13 protein-coding genes and 1 pseudogene are annotated in these 16,487 nt (G+C 68.2%); 7 read left to right on the forward strand and 7 right to left on the reverse strand.

The features are described 5' to 3' along the window. Both AC1DHX_RS18045 and lipB read right to left on the reverse strand, forming a co-directional pair. Positions 1 to 158, reverse strand: a pseudogene (locus AC1DHX_RS18045) (lipoyl synthase); the annotation flags it as partial. Beyond that, on the reverse strand, positions 155 to 823 hold the full coding sequence (gene lipB, locus AC1DHX_RS18050) for a lipoyl(octanoyl) transferase LipB (protein WP_230007918.1): 669 nt from the start codon (positions 821 to 823) through the stop codon (positions 155 to 157). The pseudogene AC1DHX_RS18045 and the gene lipB, both read right to left, overlap by 4 nt. A gap of 107 nt (positions 824 to 930) precedes the next feature. On the opposite strand from lipB, the gene AC1DHX_RS18055 reads away from it, so the two are divergent. The 5 genes from AC1DHX_RS18055 (at position 931) to AC1DHX_RS18075 (ending at position 7,353) form a co-directional block, all read left to right on the forward strand. Beyond that, positions 931 to 2,556 carry a serine/threonine-protein kinase gene (locus AC1DHX_RS18055; RefSeq protein ID WP_476859832.1) on the forward strand — a complete coding sequence of 542 codons (1,626 nt, stop codon included), beginning with the start codon at positions 931 to 933 and terminating at the stop codon, positions 2,554 to 2,556. A gap of 79 nt (positions 2,557 to 2,635) precedes the next feature. After that, positions 2,636 to 3,922 carry an APC family permease gene (locus AC1DHX_RS18060; protein ID WP_476859831.1) on the forward strand — a complete coding sequence of 429 codons (1,287 nt, stop codon included), beginning with the start codon at positions 2,636 to 2,638 and terminating at the stop codon, positions 3,920 to 3,922. A gap of 195 nt (positions 3,923 to 4,117) precedes the next feature. After that, positions 4,118 to 5,560 carry a glutamate/gamma-aminobutyrate antiporter GadC gene (gene gadC, locus AC1DHX_RS18065; protein ID WP_476900311.1) on the forward strand — a complete coding sequence of 481 codons (1,443 nt, stop codon included), beginning with the start codon at positions 4,118 to 4,120 and terminating at the stop codon, positions 5,558 to 5,560. Then, the gene (locus AC1DHX_RS18070; RefSeq protein WP_476859829.1) at positions 5,557 to 6,003 is read left to right on the forward strand and encodes a hypothetical protein; all 447 of its coding nucleotides are present in this window, start codon (positions 5,557 to 5,559) and stop codon (positions 6,001 to 6,003) included. Before gadC ends, AC1DHX_RS18070 begins: the two co-directional genes overlap by 4 nt. Before the next feature lie 3 nt (positions 6,004 to 6,006). Further along, complete coding sequence (locus AC1DHX_RS18075) at positions 6,007 to 7,353, forward strand: M20/M25/M40 family metallo-hydrolase (RefSeq protein WP_476859828.1); 1,347 nt, start codon at positions 6,007 to 6,009, stop codon at positions 7,351 to 7,353. A 9-nt stretch (positions 7,354 to 7,362) separates the two neighbouring features. Here the strand turns inward: AC1DHX_RS18075 and AC1DHX_RS18080 are convergent, their stop codons facing one another. Then, on the reverse strand, positions 7,363 to 8,256 hold the full coding sequence (locus AC1DHX_RS18080; RefSeq protein ID WP_476850445.1) for a TIGR01777 family oxidoreductase: 894 nt from the start codon (positions 8,254 to 8,256) through the stop codon (positions 7,363 to 7,365). Positions 8,257 to 8,330: 74 nt separating this feature from the next. On the opposite strand from AC1DHX_RS18080, the gene AC1DHX_RS18085 reads away from it, so the two are divergent. Continuing rightward, positions 8,331 to 11,918, forward strand: coding sequence for a S41 family peptidase (locus tag AC1DHX_RS18085; protein ID WP_476859827.1), 3,588 nt, complete (start codon positions 8,331 to 8,333; stop codon positions 11,916 to 11,918). 108 nt (positions 11,919 to 12,026) lie between these two features. Here AC1DHX_RS18085 and AC1DHX_RS18090 read toward each other — a convergent pair whose 3' ends face one another. Further along, a complete protein-coding gene (locus AC1DHX_RS18090) occupies positions 12,027 to 12,455 on the reverse strand; it encodes an OsmC family protein (protein WP_026266249.1) in 429 nt (142 codons plus the stop codon). A 134-nt stretch (positions 12,456 to 12,589) separates the two neighbouring features. Between AC1DHX_RS18090 and AC1DHX_RS18095 the strand changes: the two genes are divergently transcribed. Continuing rightward, positions 12,590 to 12,973, forward strand: a complete 384-nt coding sequence (locus AC1DHX_RS18095; protein WP_230011753.1) for a VOC family protein — start codon at positions 12,590 to 12,592, stop codon at positions 12,971 to 12,973. 89 nt (positions 12,974 to 13,062) lie between these two features. Here AC1DHX_RS18095 and AC1DHX_RS18100 read toward each other — a convergent pair whose 3' ends face one another. From AC1DHX_RS18100 to AC1DHX_RS18110, 3 genes are all read right to left on the reverse strand, one after another. Further along, positions 13,063 to 13,413, reverse strand: a complete 351-nt coding sequence (locus tag AC1DHX_RS18100; protein ID WP_018772389.1) for a hypothetical protein — start codon at positions 13,411 to 13,413, stop codon at positions 13,063 to 13,065. Between the two features lie 150 nt (positions 13,414 to 13,563). Continuing rightward, a complete protein-coding gene (gene sucB / locus AC1DHX_RS18105) occupies positions 13,564 to 15,345 on the reverse strand; it encodes a 2-oxoglutarate dehydrogenase, E2 component, dihydrolipoamide succinyltransferase (RefSeq protein WP_476859826.1) in 1,782 nt (593 codons plus the stop codon). 126 nt (positions 15,346 to 15,471) lie between these two features. Further along, on the reverse strand, positions 15,472 to 16,487 hold a 1,016-nt coding region (locus AC1DHX_RS18110; protein WP_476900312.1), incomplete at its 5' end, for a dihydrolipoyl dehydrogenase.

Raw genomic sequence — 16,487 nt, forward strand, 5'->3', positions numbered from 1 at the left:
GTGTGGAGGCCCTCCTTCTTCACGAGGTTCTTGAGCTGGACGAACTCCGGGCCCATCTGGACCTTGGCCTTGATCCATTCCGGCTTCCGTTCCACCGGTGTGGCCGCGTTTCGCTGCTCAATGCGCAGCATCTTCCGGCCTTCTGGTGCCAGTGTCACAGTAGAGCTCCTTCTGGGGTTGCAACTAGGGCTTGTTCATTCTTGCGCAGTTCTTCGGTGATCCGCGACATGAGGTCCGCCGGGGTGACGTCCCTGCCAAGTTCCTGGGCGATCGTGGTGACTCCGGCGTCGCTGATCCCGCAGGCGATGATCTGGCCGTAGGGGGCGAGATCGTTGTTGCAGTTGATCGCGAAGCCATGCATGGTGACACCTTCGTGGACGCGGATGCCGATGGCCGCGATCTTGCGGTCCGGACCCTTTTCGTCCTGTTCGATCCACACGCCAGCGCGGCCCTTGATCCGGACGGCGGCGATGCCGTAGTCCGCCAGGACGGCGATGATGACCGCTTCCAGCCGCTCCACGTAGTCGCGGATGCCAGCCTTGTTCTTCAGTTTGATGATGGGGTAGCCAATGAGCTGGCCGGGGCCGTGCCACGTCAGCTTGCCGCCGCGGTCCACGGCCACAACGGGAGTTCCGTCAAAAGGCCGTTCGTGGTCTTCGGTGCGCTTGCCTGCGGTGTAAACCGCGGCGTGTTCGAGCAGCAGTACAGTGCTGGGCGCGGTGCCCGCGAGGACCTTTTCATGCAATTCGCGCTGGATGTCCCATCCGCGCGTGTAATCGACGAAGTCCGGGGCGAGACCCAGCTGTTTGAACTCAAGAGTCATGGCATCAAGCTTAGACCCCGCCGCACCCACCTCCCGTTTGTGTGCTTAAGCTCTCATGCCTGTGGATAACTTCTGCACGATTCCGCGCAATCGACTATTCCTTGGGTATGGAAGATCTCCCGCCGGCCGCCGGTGCGGCCCCCCAGGTTCCCGGTTACGACGTCGGACGGCTGCTGGGGCGCGGCGGCAGCGCCACGGTCTGGCTGGTGACCGAACAGTCAACGGGCCGCGAGTTCGCCCTGAAATGCTTCGATGCCGACCGCGCCGCACCGGAAGAATCCGAGGCCGGGGACGTCATGCGGCGCGAAGTACGGATCCTTTCCGCCCTGGCACACAGCCACCTGCTTCGCGTGCATGCCGTGGTGCGCCTGCCGGTTCACGACTCTGGCGGCTGCGGCCTCGGGCTTGCGCTGGACTACGCACCCGGCGGCTCGCTGGCGACGCTCGTGGGAAGCCGGGGACGTCTGGGTCCCGGCGAAACGGTGACGGTCCTGACTCCCATCGCGGAGGCCCTGGCATACCTTCACGGCCAAGGCTTCACCCACGGTGATGTGGCCCCCGGCAACGTGCTCTTCACGGCTGACGGCAAACCGCTGCTGGCCGATCTCGGCGTCGCGCGCATGGTGGCCGACGCCGCTCCGGTCGCCGAAGAGGGCACAGCAGGATTCCAGGATCCCGCCCCGTCGGACGCTGTGCGGGCCGGGCTGCAGCCCGAACGCGACATTTACGCCCTGGCCGCCCTGGGCTGGTATTGCCTCACCGGACGGGCCCCCGAGCCCGGCCCGCATCGTCCACCGCTGAGCCTGCTGGTCCCGGAGGTGCCGGCAGCGTTGGTTGCCGCCCTCGAAGCGGGGCTGGGCGGGGAACGCCGGGAGCGTCCCCCGGCGGCGGAGTTTGCCGCTCTGGTCTACCGCAGCGCCCGGGCGGAGCCCGTCGATCTGTCGGTCTCCGTGCACCCCACGGTCATCCCCCAACTGCTCACACGCAAGGCCGTGCAGTCCGGCCGGGGCCGGCGCCCAGGCGCTATCCGGAAAACCGGACTCCACCGCGGATTCCGGCGGACTCCCGCGCGGCGGGCGCTGCTTCCCGCTCTCGCCGCTGCAGTCCTGCTGGCCGGCATCTGGCTGCTGGCCGATGGCGGGCCGGCCTCCGACGCCGTCGCCGGGCTGTTTCCAGGGTTCGTGTCCGGCCACGATGCGCCGGTGCAGACAGGAAGTCCCGTGGGCCGCGAGGGACCGGCGGCGCCGTCGGAGGGGCCGGTTGGCGGGCCGCCGCCCCCCACCGCCGACGGCGGGGCCACCGCCATCCTTCCCGATCTTGAGGCACTCCTGGCCTCCGCCGACCCGGTGGAGGCGGTCCGCGGCCTGGCCCGGCTCCGTTCACTGGCACTGAGCTCCGGCGACTTCAGACTGCTCGATGCCGTCAACGCCCCGGACTCGGCGGCCGCCGCCTCGGACGGCCGCATCAAAGCGCAGCTCAGCGCCTCCGGCCACGTCCTGGCCGGATTCTCGACCTCCCTGACCCGGATCGAGACCACCGCGGAGAGCAGCCCCGCCCGGGCAGTGGTGGCCATCACCACAGAGCCTTCTGCTTACCGGGAAATCGATGGGAACGGCGCCACGGTGGCCGAAGTACCCGCCGCCTCCGCACAGCAGCTTCACCTGGTCCTGGTGCCCGTCGACGGGCGCTGGCGGATCCAGGACGTGCTACCTCCGGGGCCCGGAGCCGGCTAGGGTTCCACGCTTCAGGGCGCGGTGGTAACCTCCCACCGAGACGGCTGCTAGCGAGAGCCTGACGCCGGAGAGGGACGCCATGTCGACCACGGTTCCGAAGAAGCAGATGACCGTCATTCAAGCAGCGTTCATCGGGGTGGGTTCCATGGTGGGCGCGGGAATCTTCGCGCTGCTGGGCGCAGCCGGCGCTGTCGCCGGCTCGGCTGTGTGGGTGTCCTTTCTGGTGGCGGGCGCCATCGCCGGCCTACAGGGGTACTCGTTCGCGAAGCTCGGCGCGACTTACCCATCGGGCGGGGGCATGCTGGCCTACCTGGCCCGGGGGTTCGGGGAGGGGCACGCTACAGGCATCGTTTCGTGGCTGTTCTACGTGACCGGCGCGATCGTGGGGGCAATGGTGGCGTCGTCCTTCGGTGGATATGCCAGTGCAGTCCTGACCGGTCGCGACCCAGGCTGGGCCAAAGTGTTCGCGGTCGCGCTCATCCTGGTCATGACCGTCCTGAACGCGGTCGGTTCCACGGCGGTCGCAAGAGTCCAGTCGGTGATCGTGAAGATGGTGCTGGCCATCCTGTCCGTGTTCGCGATTGTCACGATCGCGAACTGGAACCCAGCGCTCCTGGATCCGGCCGGCTACCCGGGCGTCCGCGAGATCATCGCGAGCGTGGCGTTGACGTTCTTCGCCTTCCTCGGGTTCGGCGTCATCACCTTTACCGCGAAGGATCTGCCTGACCCGTCCCGTCAACTGCCCCGCGCCATGTATCTGGCGCTGGCGATCGCCACGACGGTGTACGTCGCCGTCTCGCTGGGAGTTTTCGGGACCCTGACCGCCGACGAGGTCGTCGCCTACGGCGCCACTGCGCTGGCCGAGGCCGCCAAGCCGACGCTGGGCCAGTTCGGCTATGTGCTGATGGTGATCACCGCCCTGCTCTCCACTTCCGGGGCGGTGAACGCCAGCCTCTATCCTTCCGTGGGGATGACCCGGCATCTCGCCTCGGTGGGACAGTTTCCACCGGTCTTCGGCCGCTCCGTGGGCCGCAGGCAGGTGCCGGTTGGGCTGCTGGTCATGGCCGGCCTCGCGGCGGTGATGGTGGTGGCGTTCAACCTCAACAGCATCGCGTCGCTTGGAAGTGCGGTAGCCTTGCTCATTTTCTCCGCGGTCACGATGGCCCACTTCAAGGTGTACCGGGAGACCGGGGCCAAGCTTTTGGTGCTTATCATCGCCCTGATTGCGACCTTGGGAACGTTCGTCGTGTTCTGCACAACCACGCTCGTCAATGAACCCGCCACCGCCGCCGCGCTGGTGGTCATCCTTGCACTGGCGCTGATCACCGATTTGCTGTGGAAGCGCGCCCGAAACCGCGCAAATTAGCACCCCGGCGATCTGACGTATAGGGGAGTTGGGGACTATTCCCTGCTAATTCCTAGGTCCATGCTGTAGGCACCGAGCACTTTCTGTGATAAGGGGGGCAGTGGGCATGTTCAAGCCGACGAGTACTCGCCCCAGGCGGTTTAGCTCCGCCTGGCCCGTGGCGCAGACCACGGGGCACTGGAGGGTGTGGCTCACGTGAGCGAACAGGCAGTGACCCGGCCGAAGGCACCACCGGCCGTGTGGATCTCCTGGGTGGCCCTGGCATTGATGACCACGAGTTCGGTGGCCAGTCTCCGTGCGGCCCCGACCATGGCCGTCTACGGCCTCGCCTCAGTCTTCCTCTACGTGGTTCCCGCGATCGTCTTCCTCCTCCCGACCTCCCTCGTGTCGGCCGAGCTGGCCTCCGGATGGAAGGGCGGCATCTACAACTGGGTATCGTTCGGAATCTCCAAACCGATGGGCTTCCTGGCGGTCTGGTGCCAGTTCGCGATGACGATTTTCTACTATCCAACCCTGCTGGGATTCGTCGCGAGCACGCTCGCCTAYGTSTTCAACCCGGMSCTGGCCAGCAGCGGYGTSTGGACSGCSYTGGTGATYGTGGTGTTCTACTGGGCCGGCGTRTAYGTCTCATCCCGSGGCACGAAGGGTGTGGCGGGCCTGGCCAGCGGTGGCCTGATCATCGGCACCCTGATCCCGGGCGCCCTGCTAGTCATCCTGGGTGTGGTCTTCCTCGGCCAGGGCAATCCGTCCGCCGCTCCGATGACCGCGGCGAATTTCTTCCCCGAATGGGCCGGGCTGGCCAGCCTGGTGCTGATCGTGAATAACTTCCTGTCCTACAGCGGCATGGAGATGAACGCTGTGCACGTGTCCTCGCTGAAGGATCCGGGTAAGGAGTATCCGAAGTCGATGTTCCTGGCCATGGGACTGGTACTGCTGATCTTCATCCTGCCGGCGCTGGCGATCAGTTGGATCGTTCCGGCCGATGAACTCTCCCTCACAGCCGGTGTCATGCAGGCCTTTGACGCGGTGCTGGCCTCCTTCAACCTCCAGGCGCTGACACCGATCCTCGGGATCATGCTGGTTGCCGCCTCCCTCGGCGGCATGCTGACCTGGCTGGCCGGTCCGTCCAAGGGCCTGCTGCTGATCTCGCGTGAGGAAGGATACCTCCCGCCGTTCCTGCAGAAGCTGAACAAGAACGGCATCCAGCAGAACCTCCTGGTGGTCCAGGGGCTCGTCACCACCGTGATCGCGCTTGGCTACGCGCTGATCCCGGATGTTTCCAGCGCGTACTGGATCTTCTCGGTGATCACCACGCAGGTCTACCTGATCATGTACCTGCTGATGTTCGTGGCCGCTGTCCGGCTGCGCCGCAACGACCCGGACCACGCGCGTGGCTTCCGGGCGCCAATGCTGGTTGGGCTCTGCGGCGTCGGTTTTACCGCCTCCCTGGCCGCCCTGCTCGTCGGGTTCGTCCCGCCTTCGCAGTTTGGCAACGGCGATCCGGCCGTCTATTTCCTGATCGTCGCCGGCGGCGCGCTGGGACTGGGCCTGCTCGTGCCGTTTCTCTTTTACAGGTTCCGCAAACCCTCGTGGAAGCTGCCGGAGCAAGACGCTCGGACGGAGGCACCTAGGTCATGAGCACGCATCAGGAGTCCTCGACCAGGCGCAGCCGCTCGGTCGTTTACATAGTTGCCATGATCCTGCTGGTGGTGTTCGCCGTCGGCGCACTGCTGAATTTCCGGTCGGCGAGGGAGACGCAACAGTCCCTGGCGAAGGCCGACCAGCTGATCGCGGCGATCGAATCAGCCGGCGGGACGGCACCCTCGCGCGAGCAGATAGCTCGGGTGCTCGGTGACGACGGCGGTGCCGTTTGCGCGAACCCGAACAGCGCGTTGAGCCGGGCCACCTTCTTGAGCCAGCTGGCGAACGGGGCAACCGGGCCGGGATACAGGCCGGTGATCGGGAACGCCCGGATCGCCGTCGGCGAGCTCGCGATTATCAAGGTCTATTGCCCGGACCAGCTCGCTGAGTTCCAGGAGTTCATCGACGACCTCAAGACGTACCACACGGGTGGTGCGTGAGCCGTGGACCTGCGCGCCCGCATCACCGATCTGATGGGTCCGGCACGGGAGGAGCTCGCCGAGTTTTTGGCCATCCGGTCGGTGGCGGATGCGCGGCAGTTTCCCGTCGAGGAGTGTGCCAAGGCTGCCCAGTGGGTGCTGGACAAGTTCGCCGGACTCGGATTTACGGATGTGCACCTCGAACGGACCCCGGACGGCTCCGACGCGGTGGTGGGCTCCAGGCCCGGACCCGATCCGGACGCGCCCACCGTGCTCCTCTACGCGCACTACGACGTCCAGCCACCCCTCGATGACTCGGCATGGCGGACCCCGCCCTTCGAGCTCACTGAAGTGGACGGCCGCTGGTACGGCCGGGGCGCCGCCGATTGCAAGGGAAACATCCTCGCCCACCTGCTCGCCCTCAGGGCGCTTAGCAGCGACGTACCGGTGAACTTGAAGCTGGTGGTCGAGGGGTCGGAGGAACAGGGCACCGGCGGGCTCGAGGCGTTCGTCGCCGGCCACCCGGACCTGCTCCGTGCCGACACCATCCTGGTCTGCGACACCGGCAACGCCGCCGTGGGCCACCCCGCCGCGACCGTAACTCTGCGCGGGATGGTCAATGTCGTGGTGACGGTGGAGGCGATGGCGTCAGAGCTCCACTCCGGCATGTTTGGCGGTGCTGCCCCCGACGCGCTCGCCGCACTGATCGCCATGCTGGCATCACTGCGGGACCGGCAAGGCAACACGACGGTCATGGGATTGGACAACGCCCAGACCTGGACCGGTGCCCCCTATCCGCCAGAGCAGTTCCGCACCGACGCCGGCGTCCTGGAGGGAGTGTCCTTGCTGGGGGACGGCACCGTGTCCGACATGCTCTGGGCGCGGCCCGCGGTCACCGTGCTCGGCATCGACTGCCCGGCGGTGACCGGCTCGACGGCGGCGATTGTGCCGCGGGCCTCGGCGCGCCTGAACCTGCGCGTCCCGCCGGGCATGGCGGCCGCCGACGCGCACACGGCGTTGGTCAGCCACCTCAAGGCGGCCGCGCCCTGGGATGTCCACGTCACGGTGGACCTCGAGGCCATCGGGTCGCCATTCCAGGCGGCAGTCGGCGGCCCGGCCTTTGAAGCCATGAGCGTCGCGATGTCCCAGGCCTACGGCACGCCCATGACAACCCTGGGGCAAGGGGGATCGATCCCGCTCTGCAACGTCTTCGCCGACACCTACCCGGACGCGGAGATCATCCTGCTCGGCGTCGAGGAGCCGCTCGCCCTGATCCATGCACCGAATGAGAGCGTCGATCCGGGCGAGATCAGGGCCCTGGCAGAGTCCCTGGCCCTCTTCCTCCGGAGGTACGCGACGCTGCACGGCTAATAGCGGCAGCTAGCCGCGCCCTGCCACCCAGGCGGCGGCCCCGGCGAGGGACGGGTGCTTCCAGGCGAAGCTGTTCTCCGCCAGGACGGCCGGCTCCAGCCGCTGGCTCGCGAGCAGCAGTTCTTCGGCGAGATCGCCCATCACCAGCCGCAGCACCGGGGCCGGTACCCGCAGCGCCGCCGGCCGGTGCAGCGCCCTGGCCAGTTGCGTGATCAGGGAATTCACATCTGCGGCTTCGGGGGCGCAGACGTTGACCGGCCCGGACACGGGCGCCGAGAGAAGGAAGGAAAAGGCGGCGGCCACATCCGGCAGAGTGATCCACGGCCAGAACTGCCGGCCATCGCCGAGCGGGCCGCCGACACCCAGGCGCAGCAGCGGCAACAGCCGGCCCAGTGCGCCGCCGGAACGGCTCAGGACGACGCCGGTGCGGGGCGTGACCACCCGGACTCCGGCAGGCGCCTCATGCGCCGCGGCCTCCCAGTCGACGCAGATCCGGGACAGGGTGCCGGTGCCGGCCGGCGCGTTCTCGCGCAGCACCGCCGTACCGGCGTTGCCGTAGTAACCGGAGGCCGACTGGCTCAGGAACACGGCGGGCGGCGCGTCGGTGCGCGCCATGGCGGCCGCGAGGGTCCGGGTAGCCCCCAGCCGGGAGGCGCGGAGCTCGTTGACCCGCGCCTTGGTCCAGGGTCGGTCGCCGATTCCGGCGCCGGAGAGGTTGACCACCGCGTCCGCGCCCTTCAGTGCGGTGTCGTCGATCCGGCCGGCAGCCGGGTCCCACTGGAACTCGGCTGGGGACGCAGGGGCACGCCTGACCAGGGCGACGACGTCGTGCCCCTCGCTGCGCAGTGCACCCGAAAGGGCAGTTCCGATCAGCCCGGAGGCCCCGGCAATAAGGATTCGCATGATCCATCTCACCATGCCCGGCACGGCCGCGAAACCTCCCGGGCCGTAAGGACCGTTGTGGCTATGATCGAACGATGACCCCCTCGAGTTACTTCCGTTTCCCGCATCTGCACGGCGATCTGGTCACCTTTGTGGCCGAGGACGACGTCTGGATTGCACCCGTGGGCGGGGGCCGCGCCTGGCGCGTATCCTCCCTGCAATTGCCGGCCCGCAACCCGCGCTTCACCCCCGACGGCAAGCGTCTTGTCTGGACCGTCGTCCAAGGGACTGCCCCGGAAGTCGTCACGGCCAACGTCGACGGCGGCGGCTACAGCCAGTTGAGCTACTTCGGCCACCCTTCCACCCGGGTCAAGGGTTTCACCCCCGACGGCGACGTCCTGGTGACCAGCGCGTTCCGCCAGTCCGACAGCCGTCACACCCACGCCTACAGCCTCCCCGTGACCGGCGGCTGGGCGCAGGAACTCCCGTTCGGCCCGGTCGAGTCCGTGGCCTATGGCCCCGTCGTCGGCGACGAACGCCCTGTGGTGCTCGCCAGTGTCCTCTCGCGTGAGCCGGCCTGGTGGAAGCGCTACCGCGGCGGCGCCGCCGGCAAGCTGTGGATCGACGCCGACGGAAACGGTGAATTCGTCCGGCTCGCTGCCGCGCTGGACGGAAACCTCACGGACCCCCTGTGGGTCAAGGGACGGATTGCGTTCCTGTCCGACCACGAGGGTTACGGAAACCTCTATTCCGTCCTGCCCAACGGCAGCGACCTGCGGCGCCACACGGACCACGAGGACTTCTATGTCCGCCACGCCGCCACCGACGGCGAACGCGTGATCTTCGAATCGGCCGGTGAGCTCTGGCTGCTGCCCAGGCTCGACGCCGAGGCCGTCAAGCTCGACATTGTGCTCGGTTCCGCCTCGCAGGCGCGCCGGCCCGCCCCGCTGAAGCCCTCGAAGCACCTTGGCGACGTCGTGCCGGACCGCACGGGCGCGTCCAGTGCCGTCGAATCCCACGGAACCGTCCACTGGCTGCGGCACAAGGACGGCCCTTCCCGCGTCCTCGAGGCCACCCCGGGCGTCCGGGCACGGCTGCCGCGGCCCTTCGGCGAGGGCCGGATCGCCTATGTCGCCGACCACGACGGCGTCGAGGCCCTGTACCTGAAAGCCATTGCGGCGCCCCTGGCCGGAGCGGCTGCGGCAGCATCGAAGGCCCCGCAGCCGGCCGTGCAGTCCGCTGCCGAGTCAACGGCCCAGCCCGCTGCTTCCGCCGAGGACGCCGGCATGCAGTTGCCGAAGCCGGTGTCCGCAGCCGCCCTGACCGGCGCAGGATCAATCCCCGCCGCTGCAAACGGTTCCGTGTCCGGCCAGGTCACAGCGGTCCCGGCTGCTGCAGACGCAGCCGGCTCCATCTCCGGCTCCGAGCCCGACCGGGCCGGTGCGGGCGCCGCCGTGGAGGCCGCGCCTGCCGCCGATGAGCTGACGCGGATCGACTTCCCCAAGCCCAGCCGGACCAGCGCCATCGAAGCCAGCCCGGACGGGCGCTGGCTCGCCGTCGGCACGGCGTTCGGTGATATCTACCTTGCCGACACCCGCACGGGCACGATATCCCAGCTGAGCAGCATCGGCGAGGGCAGCATTGAGGGATTCACATGGTCCCCGGACTCCGCGTGGCTCGGCTGGTCCGAGCCGGTCACGTCCTTCGGGTCCCGCAGCCGGCTCCGGATCACCCGGATCGACGGCGGCACCGGAGCTGCGATCATTGACGTCACCGACGGCCGGTTCCGCGACGAGTCGCCGTCGTTCACCCCGGATGGCAAATACCTCGCCTTCCTCTCCAACCGCAGTTTCGACCCGGTCTACGACGGGCACTCCTTCGATCTGTCCTTCCCGAGCCCGATCAAGCCGTACCTCGTCGCCCTCGCCGCCGACACACCTTCGCCCTTCGGCCCGAGCGTCGACCTCCACTTCGACGCCGACGCCGCGGCAGGTGCCGCCGGAACAGCGGGTGCTGCGTCCGGGCCGCAGCCGGCCGCCAAACCCGTGCCGTCCGTGCGGGTCGACGCCGAGGGCCTGGCCCACCGCGTCATCGGGGTCCCGGTGCCGCAAGGCAACTACGCCGGGCTCACCGCCGTCGCCGGCGCCCTGCTCTGGCTGGACAGCGAGCTCGCCGGCACCACCGGTGAGGGCCGGGCCAGCCTCGAGGACAAGGGCGCGGCGCCGAGCCTGGTCCGCTACGACCTGGCCAAGCGCCGCACCGCCACGATCGTTGAGGCCCTGGACAGCTACCGGCTCTCCGGCGACGGCGAAAAGGTCGTGTTCATCCAGGACAAGCAGATCCGCGTGGCGCCGGCCGCCGCCAAGGCCGATGAGGACTCCGGCCAGCTGGTCAAGGTCGACCTTGGCCGGATCCGGGTGCAGCTGGACCCACTCAGTGTGTGGGGCCAGGCCTTTGACGAGGCATGGCGGCTCCAGCGCGACTTCTTCTGGACCGAGGACATGGCCGGCCAGGACTGGGAGTCCGTCCACGCCCGCTACCGCCCGGTGGTGGAACGCCTCGGCTCCCATGACGACCTGGTGGACCTGCTGTGGGAGCTGCACGGCGAGCTCGGCACCTCCCACGCCTACGTCCGGCCCATGGCCGCTGTCGAGAACGGCAGCAGCCCGCAGGGCCGCCTCGGCGCGGACCTGGGGTTCACCGGCGAGGGGTGGGAAATCACCCGCATTCTGGCGGGGGAGTCCTCTGACCCGCTGGCCACTTCGCCGCTGACCCGTCCCGGCGCCGACGCGAAGCCGGGCGACGTCCTGCTGGCGATTGACGGCGTCGAACTGACACAAACGCGGACCCCGGCAATGCAGCTGGTCGGCGCGGCCGGCCGCGCCGTGGAACTTACCCTGCGCAATGGCGCCGGCCATGGTGCGGCCGCGGGCGCCCAGCGCCGCGTGGCCGTGGTCCCGGTCAAGGACGAGGAGCGCCTGCGCTACCAGGAATGGGTCTCCGGCAACCGGCGAACTGTCCGGGAAGCCTCGAACGGGACGTTCGGCTACCTGCACATCCCGGACATGATGGCCAACGGCTGGGCACAACTCCACCGCGACCTCGACACCGAAACGGCCCTGGACGGACTGATCGTCGATGTCCGGCGCAACCGCGGCGGCCACACCTCCCAGCTCGTGGCCGAACTCATCGGGCGCAAGGTCACCGGCTGGAGCATGCCGCGCGGGGAAAAGCCGCGGACGTACCCGCACCACGCTCCCCGCGGACCGGTCATCATTCTCACCGATGAGTTCGCGGGCTCCGATGGCGACATCATCACGCAGGTCTCCAAGCTGCGGGGGATCGGGCCCGTCATTGGCACCCGCACCTGGGGCGGAGTCGTCGGGATCGACAACCGCTTCGCGCTGGCCGACGGCACCGGCGTCACCCAGCCGCGCTACGCCACCTGGTTCGCCGGTGGCGTTGGCTGGGGCGTGGAAAACTTCGGCGTCACCCCGGATATCGAGGTGACCTTCCCGCCGCACGCCTACGCCGCCGGAACCGACCCGCAGCTGGAGTACGGCATCGGGGCGCTGAAGGAAATGATCCAGGAACTGCCCACGGACCGTCCGCCGCTGCGCGAGGGTTACCGCCGGGTCCGGCCCGCACCGCTGCCTGCGCGCCGGCAGGCCGGCCAGGCCTAGGCGCTCCCGGGCGCGGCCCGCACAGACGGTCCGCGCAGGACAGATGGCAAGGCCCCCGCCACCCTGGACATCCAGGGCGGCGGGGGCCTTCGTCTTACTGCGGCCGGCCTAGGAGGCCAGGGTGGCGTCCAGGGTGATCTCGATGCCGGTCAGGGCAGCGGAGACGGGGCAGCCGGTCTTGGCTTCCTCGGCCAGCCGCTGGAAATCGTCGGCGGAAATGCCGGGGACACGCGCGGCCAGGGTGAGGTGGCTGCCGGTGATCCCGGTACCGGGCTGGAAGGTCACGTCGGCCTTGGTGTTGATCTCCTCGGCCGTGTGGCCGGCCTGGGCCAGGGCGTTGCTGAAGGCCATCGAGAAGCACGCGGAGTGCGCTGCCGCAATGAGCTCCTCGGGGCTGGTCTTGCCCTCGGCGGCCTCGGCGCGCGCCTTCCAGGTGACGTCGAAGTTGCCCAGCCCGGAGCTGTCCAGGGTGGTGTTGCCGGCGCCTGTCATCAGGTCGCCATTCCATACAGTGTGTGCGGTGCGTGTTGTAGCCATGTCCACTCCTCGACGTCGTTGTGAATCAGGGGTCCGGCTGGTGCCGGAGCCTGCCGTGATCAATCCTAGGGATTCTGTGCGGCCGCCGCACGGGGGTTCCGCTGTCAGAGGATTGTGACCCGTACAGTGTCGTCATGGAACTTACCGAAGATGCGCAGGTGCCAGGGGCGCCCGTGGCGCGTATCGCCACGATTATGGTCAACGCCGTCGACGCCGGGCGCCTGGCGCAGTTCTGGGCCGACTTGTTGGGCACGGCGGTCTCCTCGCGCTTCGAGCAGTTCGTCTGGCTGGAACCCGCCGGCACCGGAGCCCCGCAGCTGGCCTTCCAGCAGGTCCAGGACCCCACGGAGGGCAGGCGGCGCCTGCACCTGGACATCCATGGGCCCGACCCTGCGGCGTTGCGCGCCCGCGCCGAGTCCCTCGGTGCCGGGTTCGTGGAGGGCAATGACATCGGCGACTTCCACTGGGATGTCATGCAGGATCCCGAGGGCAACGAATTCTGCATCGCCGGCGACTGACAAGCCGGTTTAACGGCGGCAGTTAAACGACGGCGGCGCCGCACCCCGGCGGGGGGAGCGGCGCCGTCATGGCCTGTGCAGTCAGCCGGTTACTGCCACAGGGTCGCGATCGCGACGTTGAGCAGTGCCAGGCCGCCAACGCTGTTCGCGAGGCCCTTGCTGATCGGCTCGCCCTTCTTGTATTTGCGGCGGCCAATGAAGGCCAGGACGCCGACGATCAGGGCGATGACAAGCTTGACCCCGAGCTTGGCGTAGTTGGCGTTCATGTCCAGGGCCGGGATCAGCCCCATCATGATGATGCCCGTGATCAGCTGCAGCATCGCGCCGTCGAACTGGCGCGGGTGGACGGTGGGCTTCTTCATCTGGCCGATCCAGATGCCGACAATCATGGCGGCGCCGATGATGTGCAGGAAGACCATGACGTTATAGACGATGTTCATGGCATCAGTGTAGCCAGAGTCTTCTACGCACCGTAGTAGGACCCGCAGCGGCCCCGGGGCGGAACAGCAAAAACGGCGACGGCGGCACGGGCGCCAGGTGGTTCCCACCGGAGCCCGCACCGCCGTCGCCGTCGGTGTGCGCTTTTAGACCTAGAGTCCGAGGTCGGCCTCGAAGGCGCCTTCCTCAAGGCGTGCCTTCAGCGTCTGCAGGAAGCGTCCTGCGTCGGCGCCGTCGACCAGGCGGTGATCGTACGTCAGGGAGAGGTACATCATCGAACGGATGGCCAGCGAGTCATCGCCGTTCTCGTCGGCGACCACTACGGCCCGCTTGACGATCGCGCCGGTGCCGAGGATGGCAACCTGCGGCTGGTTGATGATCGGGGTGTCGAACAGGGCACCCACCGAACCGATGTTGGTGATGCTGAAGGTGCCGCCGGAAAGCTCGTCCGGGCCGATCTTGCCGTTGCGGGTGCGGTCGGCGACGTCGGCGATCTTGCCGGCCAGGCCGGCCAGGTTCAGGTTGCCGGCGTCCGAGATGACCGGAACCAGCAGGCCCTTGTCGGTGTCCACCGCAATCGCCAGGTGCTCGGCGTTGTGGTAGGTGATCTCCTGCTTGTCCTCGTCGTAGGAGGCGTTTACCTTCGGGTGCTGCTTCAGGGCCTCGGCAACAGCCTTGGCGATGAAGGGCAGGAAGGTCAGCTTGGAGCCGTTCTGGGCCTGGAAGGAGTTCTTGGCCTTGGCGCGCAGCTTGGCAACCTTGGTCATGTCGACCTCGTGGACCTGGGTCAGCTGGGTGGAGATGTCCAGCGACTCGCGCATGCGGCGGGCAATGACCTGGCGGATGCGCGGGGCCTTCTGCACGGTGCCGCGCAGCGAGGACGCTGCGCCTGCGGATGCCGCGGCTGCCGGCGCAGATGCGGCGGGGGCTGCCGCGGGTGCGGAGGCGGCCGGTGCTGCCTTTGCCTCGGCAGCTGCCAGCACGTCCTGCTTGCGGATGCGGCCGCCGACGCCGGTGCCGGTGAGGGCCGCGATGTCGACGCCCTGCTGGTTGGCCAGCTTGCGGACCAGGGGAGTGACGTAGCCGGACTCTGCCGGTGCGGCAGCTGCTGCCGCGGGCGCGGGAGCTGCCTGAGCGGCGGGAGCGGCGGGAGCTGACGGAGCAGCGGCTGCGGGAGCTTCCTGCTTGGGAGCCTCCGGTGCTGCTGCCGGTGCGGGGGCGGCCGGCGCTTCCTGCTTGGGAGCTTCCGGTGCTGCTTCCTGCTTGGGGGCCGCGGCGGGCGCCGGTGCGGCCGGTGCCGCTGCGCCGGAACCGATGACGGCCAGGACGGAGCCGACCTCGGCCGTCTCGTCCTCGTTGACGCGGATTTCCAGAAGGGTTCCGGCAACCGGGGACGGGATTTCGGTGTCGACCTTGTCGGTGGAAACCTCGAGCAGCGGCTCGTCGACCTCTACGGTGTCGCCGATGCTCTTCAGCCAGCGGGTCACAGTGCCTTCGGTGACGCTTTCACCCAGGGCAGGCAGCGTGACGTCGTGTCCTTCCCCCGCTGGAGCAGAATCCGGAGCAGAATCCGGAGCGGCGGCAGGGGCCTCGGCGGCCGGAGCCTCCGCGGGAGCCTCTTCTGCGGCCGGCGCAGCTGCGGCGGGAGCCGGTGCCTCTTCGGCGGCTGCGGCCGGAGCCTCTGCGGGGGCGGCCTCGCCGGAGCCGATGCGGACCAGCGGGGCGCCAACTTCAGCGGTCTCGTCCTCGGCGACGAGGATTTCCTCGATCACGCCGGCGATCGGAGAGGGGATCTCGGTGTCGACTTTGTCGGTGGAGACTTCGAGCAGCGGCTCGTCCACCTCTACCCGGTCACCGACCTGCTTGAGCCAGCGGGTGACGGTTCCTTCGGTGACGCTCTCACCGAGGGCGGGCAAGTTAACGGATTCAGACATGTCGTCCCCGTTCTCCTTATTGATCTTTAGTGCGGATGATTGCTGCCTTGGTCGAGCTTAGTGCACCCGGCTTTTCGGGCCGGGTGCACCAGGCTCTGAGTTCATGCGATGGTGCGGGCGGAGCTGCTAGCCGTGGAGGGGCTTGCCCGCCAGCGCCAGATGCGCCTCGCCCAGGGATTCGTTCTGGGTGGGGTGGGCGTGGACCAGCTGGGCCACGTCCTCCGGGTAGGCTTCCCAGTTCACGATCAGCTGTGCTTCACCGATCTGCTCGCCCATGCGGGCGCCGATCATGTGGACGCCGACCACGGGGCCGTCCTTCTGGCGGACCAGCTTGACCAGGCCGGACGTGCCCAGGATGGAGCTCTTGCCGTTGCCGGCCAGGTTGTATTCCTGGGTCTGGATCTGGTCCTCGCCGAACTTCTCCTTGGCGGCCTTCTCGCTGTAGCCGACAGTGGCGATCTCGGGTTCGGAGTAGGTGACCTTGGGGATGTTGACGTCCTCGACGATGACCGGCTTCAGGCCGGCGATCTCTTCGGCGACGAAGATGCCCTGCTGGTAGCCGCGGTGCRCCAGCTGCACGCCGGGGACGATGTCGCCGACGGCGAAGATGTTGCCGACGCCGGTGTGCAGGCGCTCGTTGGTGATGACGAAACCGCGGTCGATCGTGATCCCGGCCTCTTCGTAGCCGAGGTTCGCCGTGACGGGGCCGCGGCCCACAGCAACAAGCAGGAGGTCGGCCTCGAAGGTCTTGCCGTCCACGAGGGTGACCTTGACGCCGTCGTCGTTCTGCTCGACGCCCTGGAAGAAGACACCGGTGGAGAACTTGATGCCGCGCTTCTTGAAGGCACGCTCGAAGGCCTTGACGATCGTGGCGTCCTCGTTCGGAACCAGCGACGGGAGGCCTTCGACGATCGTGACGTCGACGCCGAAGGACTTCCAGACCGAGGCGAACTCGACGCCGATTACGCCGCCGCCCAGGATGATCGCGCTCTTGGGGATGTAATCCATGGTGAGGGCTTCGTCGGAGGTGATGACCTTGCCGCCGATTTCCAGGCCCGGCAGGGTGCGGGAGTAAGAGCCGGTCGCGAGGACAATGTTCTTGCCCTTGTACGCGGTGCCGTTCACGACGACGGTGTCGGTGC

It is taken from the genome of Arthrobacter sp. 05N33_2, assembly GCF_056397425.1.

Excerpts from the sequence above, each read along its gene's own strand:
- AC1DHX_RS18060 (WP_476859831.1), top strand. The coding sequence starts at position 2,636 with ATGTCGACCACGGTTCCGAAGAAGCAGATGACCGTCATTCAAGCAGCG.
- AC1DHX_RS18095 (WP_230011753.1), top strand. The coding sequence starts at position 12,590 with ATGGAACTTACCGAAGATGCGCAGGTGCCAGGGGCGCCCGTGGCGCGT.
- sucB (WP_476859826.1), bottom strand. The coding sequence starts at position 15,345 with ATGTCTGAATCCGTTAACTTGCCCGCCCTCGGTGAGAGCGTCACCGAA.
- AC1DHX_RS18070 (WP_476859829.1), top strand. The coding sequence starts at position 5,557 with ATGAGCACGCATCAGGAGTCCTCGACCAGGCGCAGCCGCTCGGTCGTT.
- AC1DHX_RS18085 (WP_476859827.1), top strand. The coding sequence starts at position 8,331 with ATGACCCCCTCGAGTTACTTCCGTTTCCCGCATCTGCACGGCGATCTG.
- lipB (WP_230007918.1), bottom strand. The coding sequence starts at position 823 with ATGACTCTTGAGTTCAAACAGCTGGGTCTCGCCCCGGACTTCGTCGAT.
- AC1DHX_RS18055 (WP_476859832.1), top strand. The coding sequence starts at position 931 with ATGGAAGATCTCCCGCCGGCCGCCGGTGCGGCCCCCCAGGTTCCCGGT.
- AC1DHX_RS18080 (WP_476850445.1), bottom strand. The coding sequence starts at position 8,256 with ATGCGAATCCTTATTGCCGGGGCCTCCGGGCTGATCGGAACTGCCCTT.
- AC1DHX_RS18090 (WP_026266249.1), bottom strand. The coding sequence starts at position 12,455 with ATGGCTACAACACGCACCGCACACACTGTATGGAATGGCGACCTGATG.
- AC1DHX_RS18100 (WP_018772389.1), bottom strand. The coding sequence starts at position 13,413 with ATGAACATCGTCTATAACGTCATGGTCTTCCTGCACATCATCGGCGCC.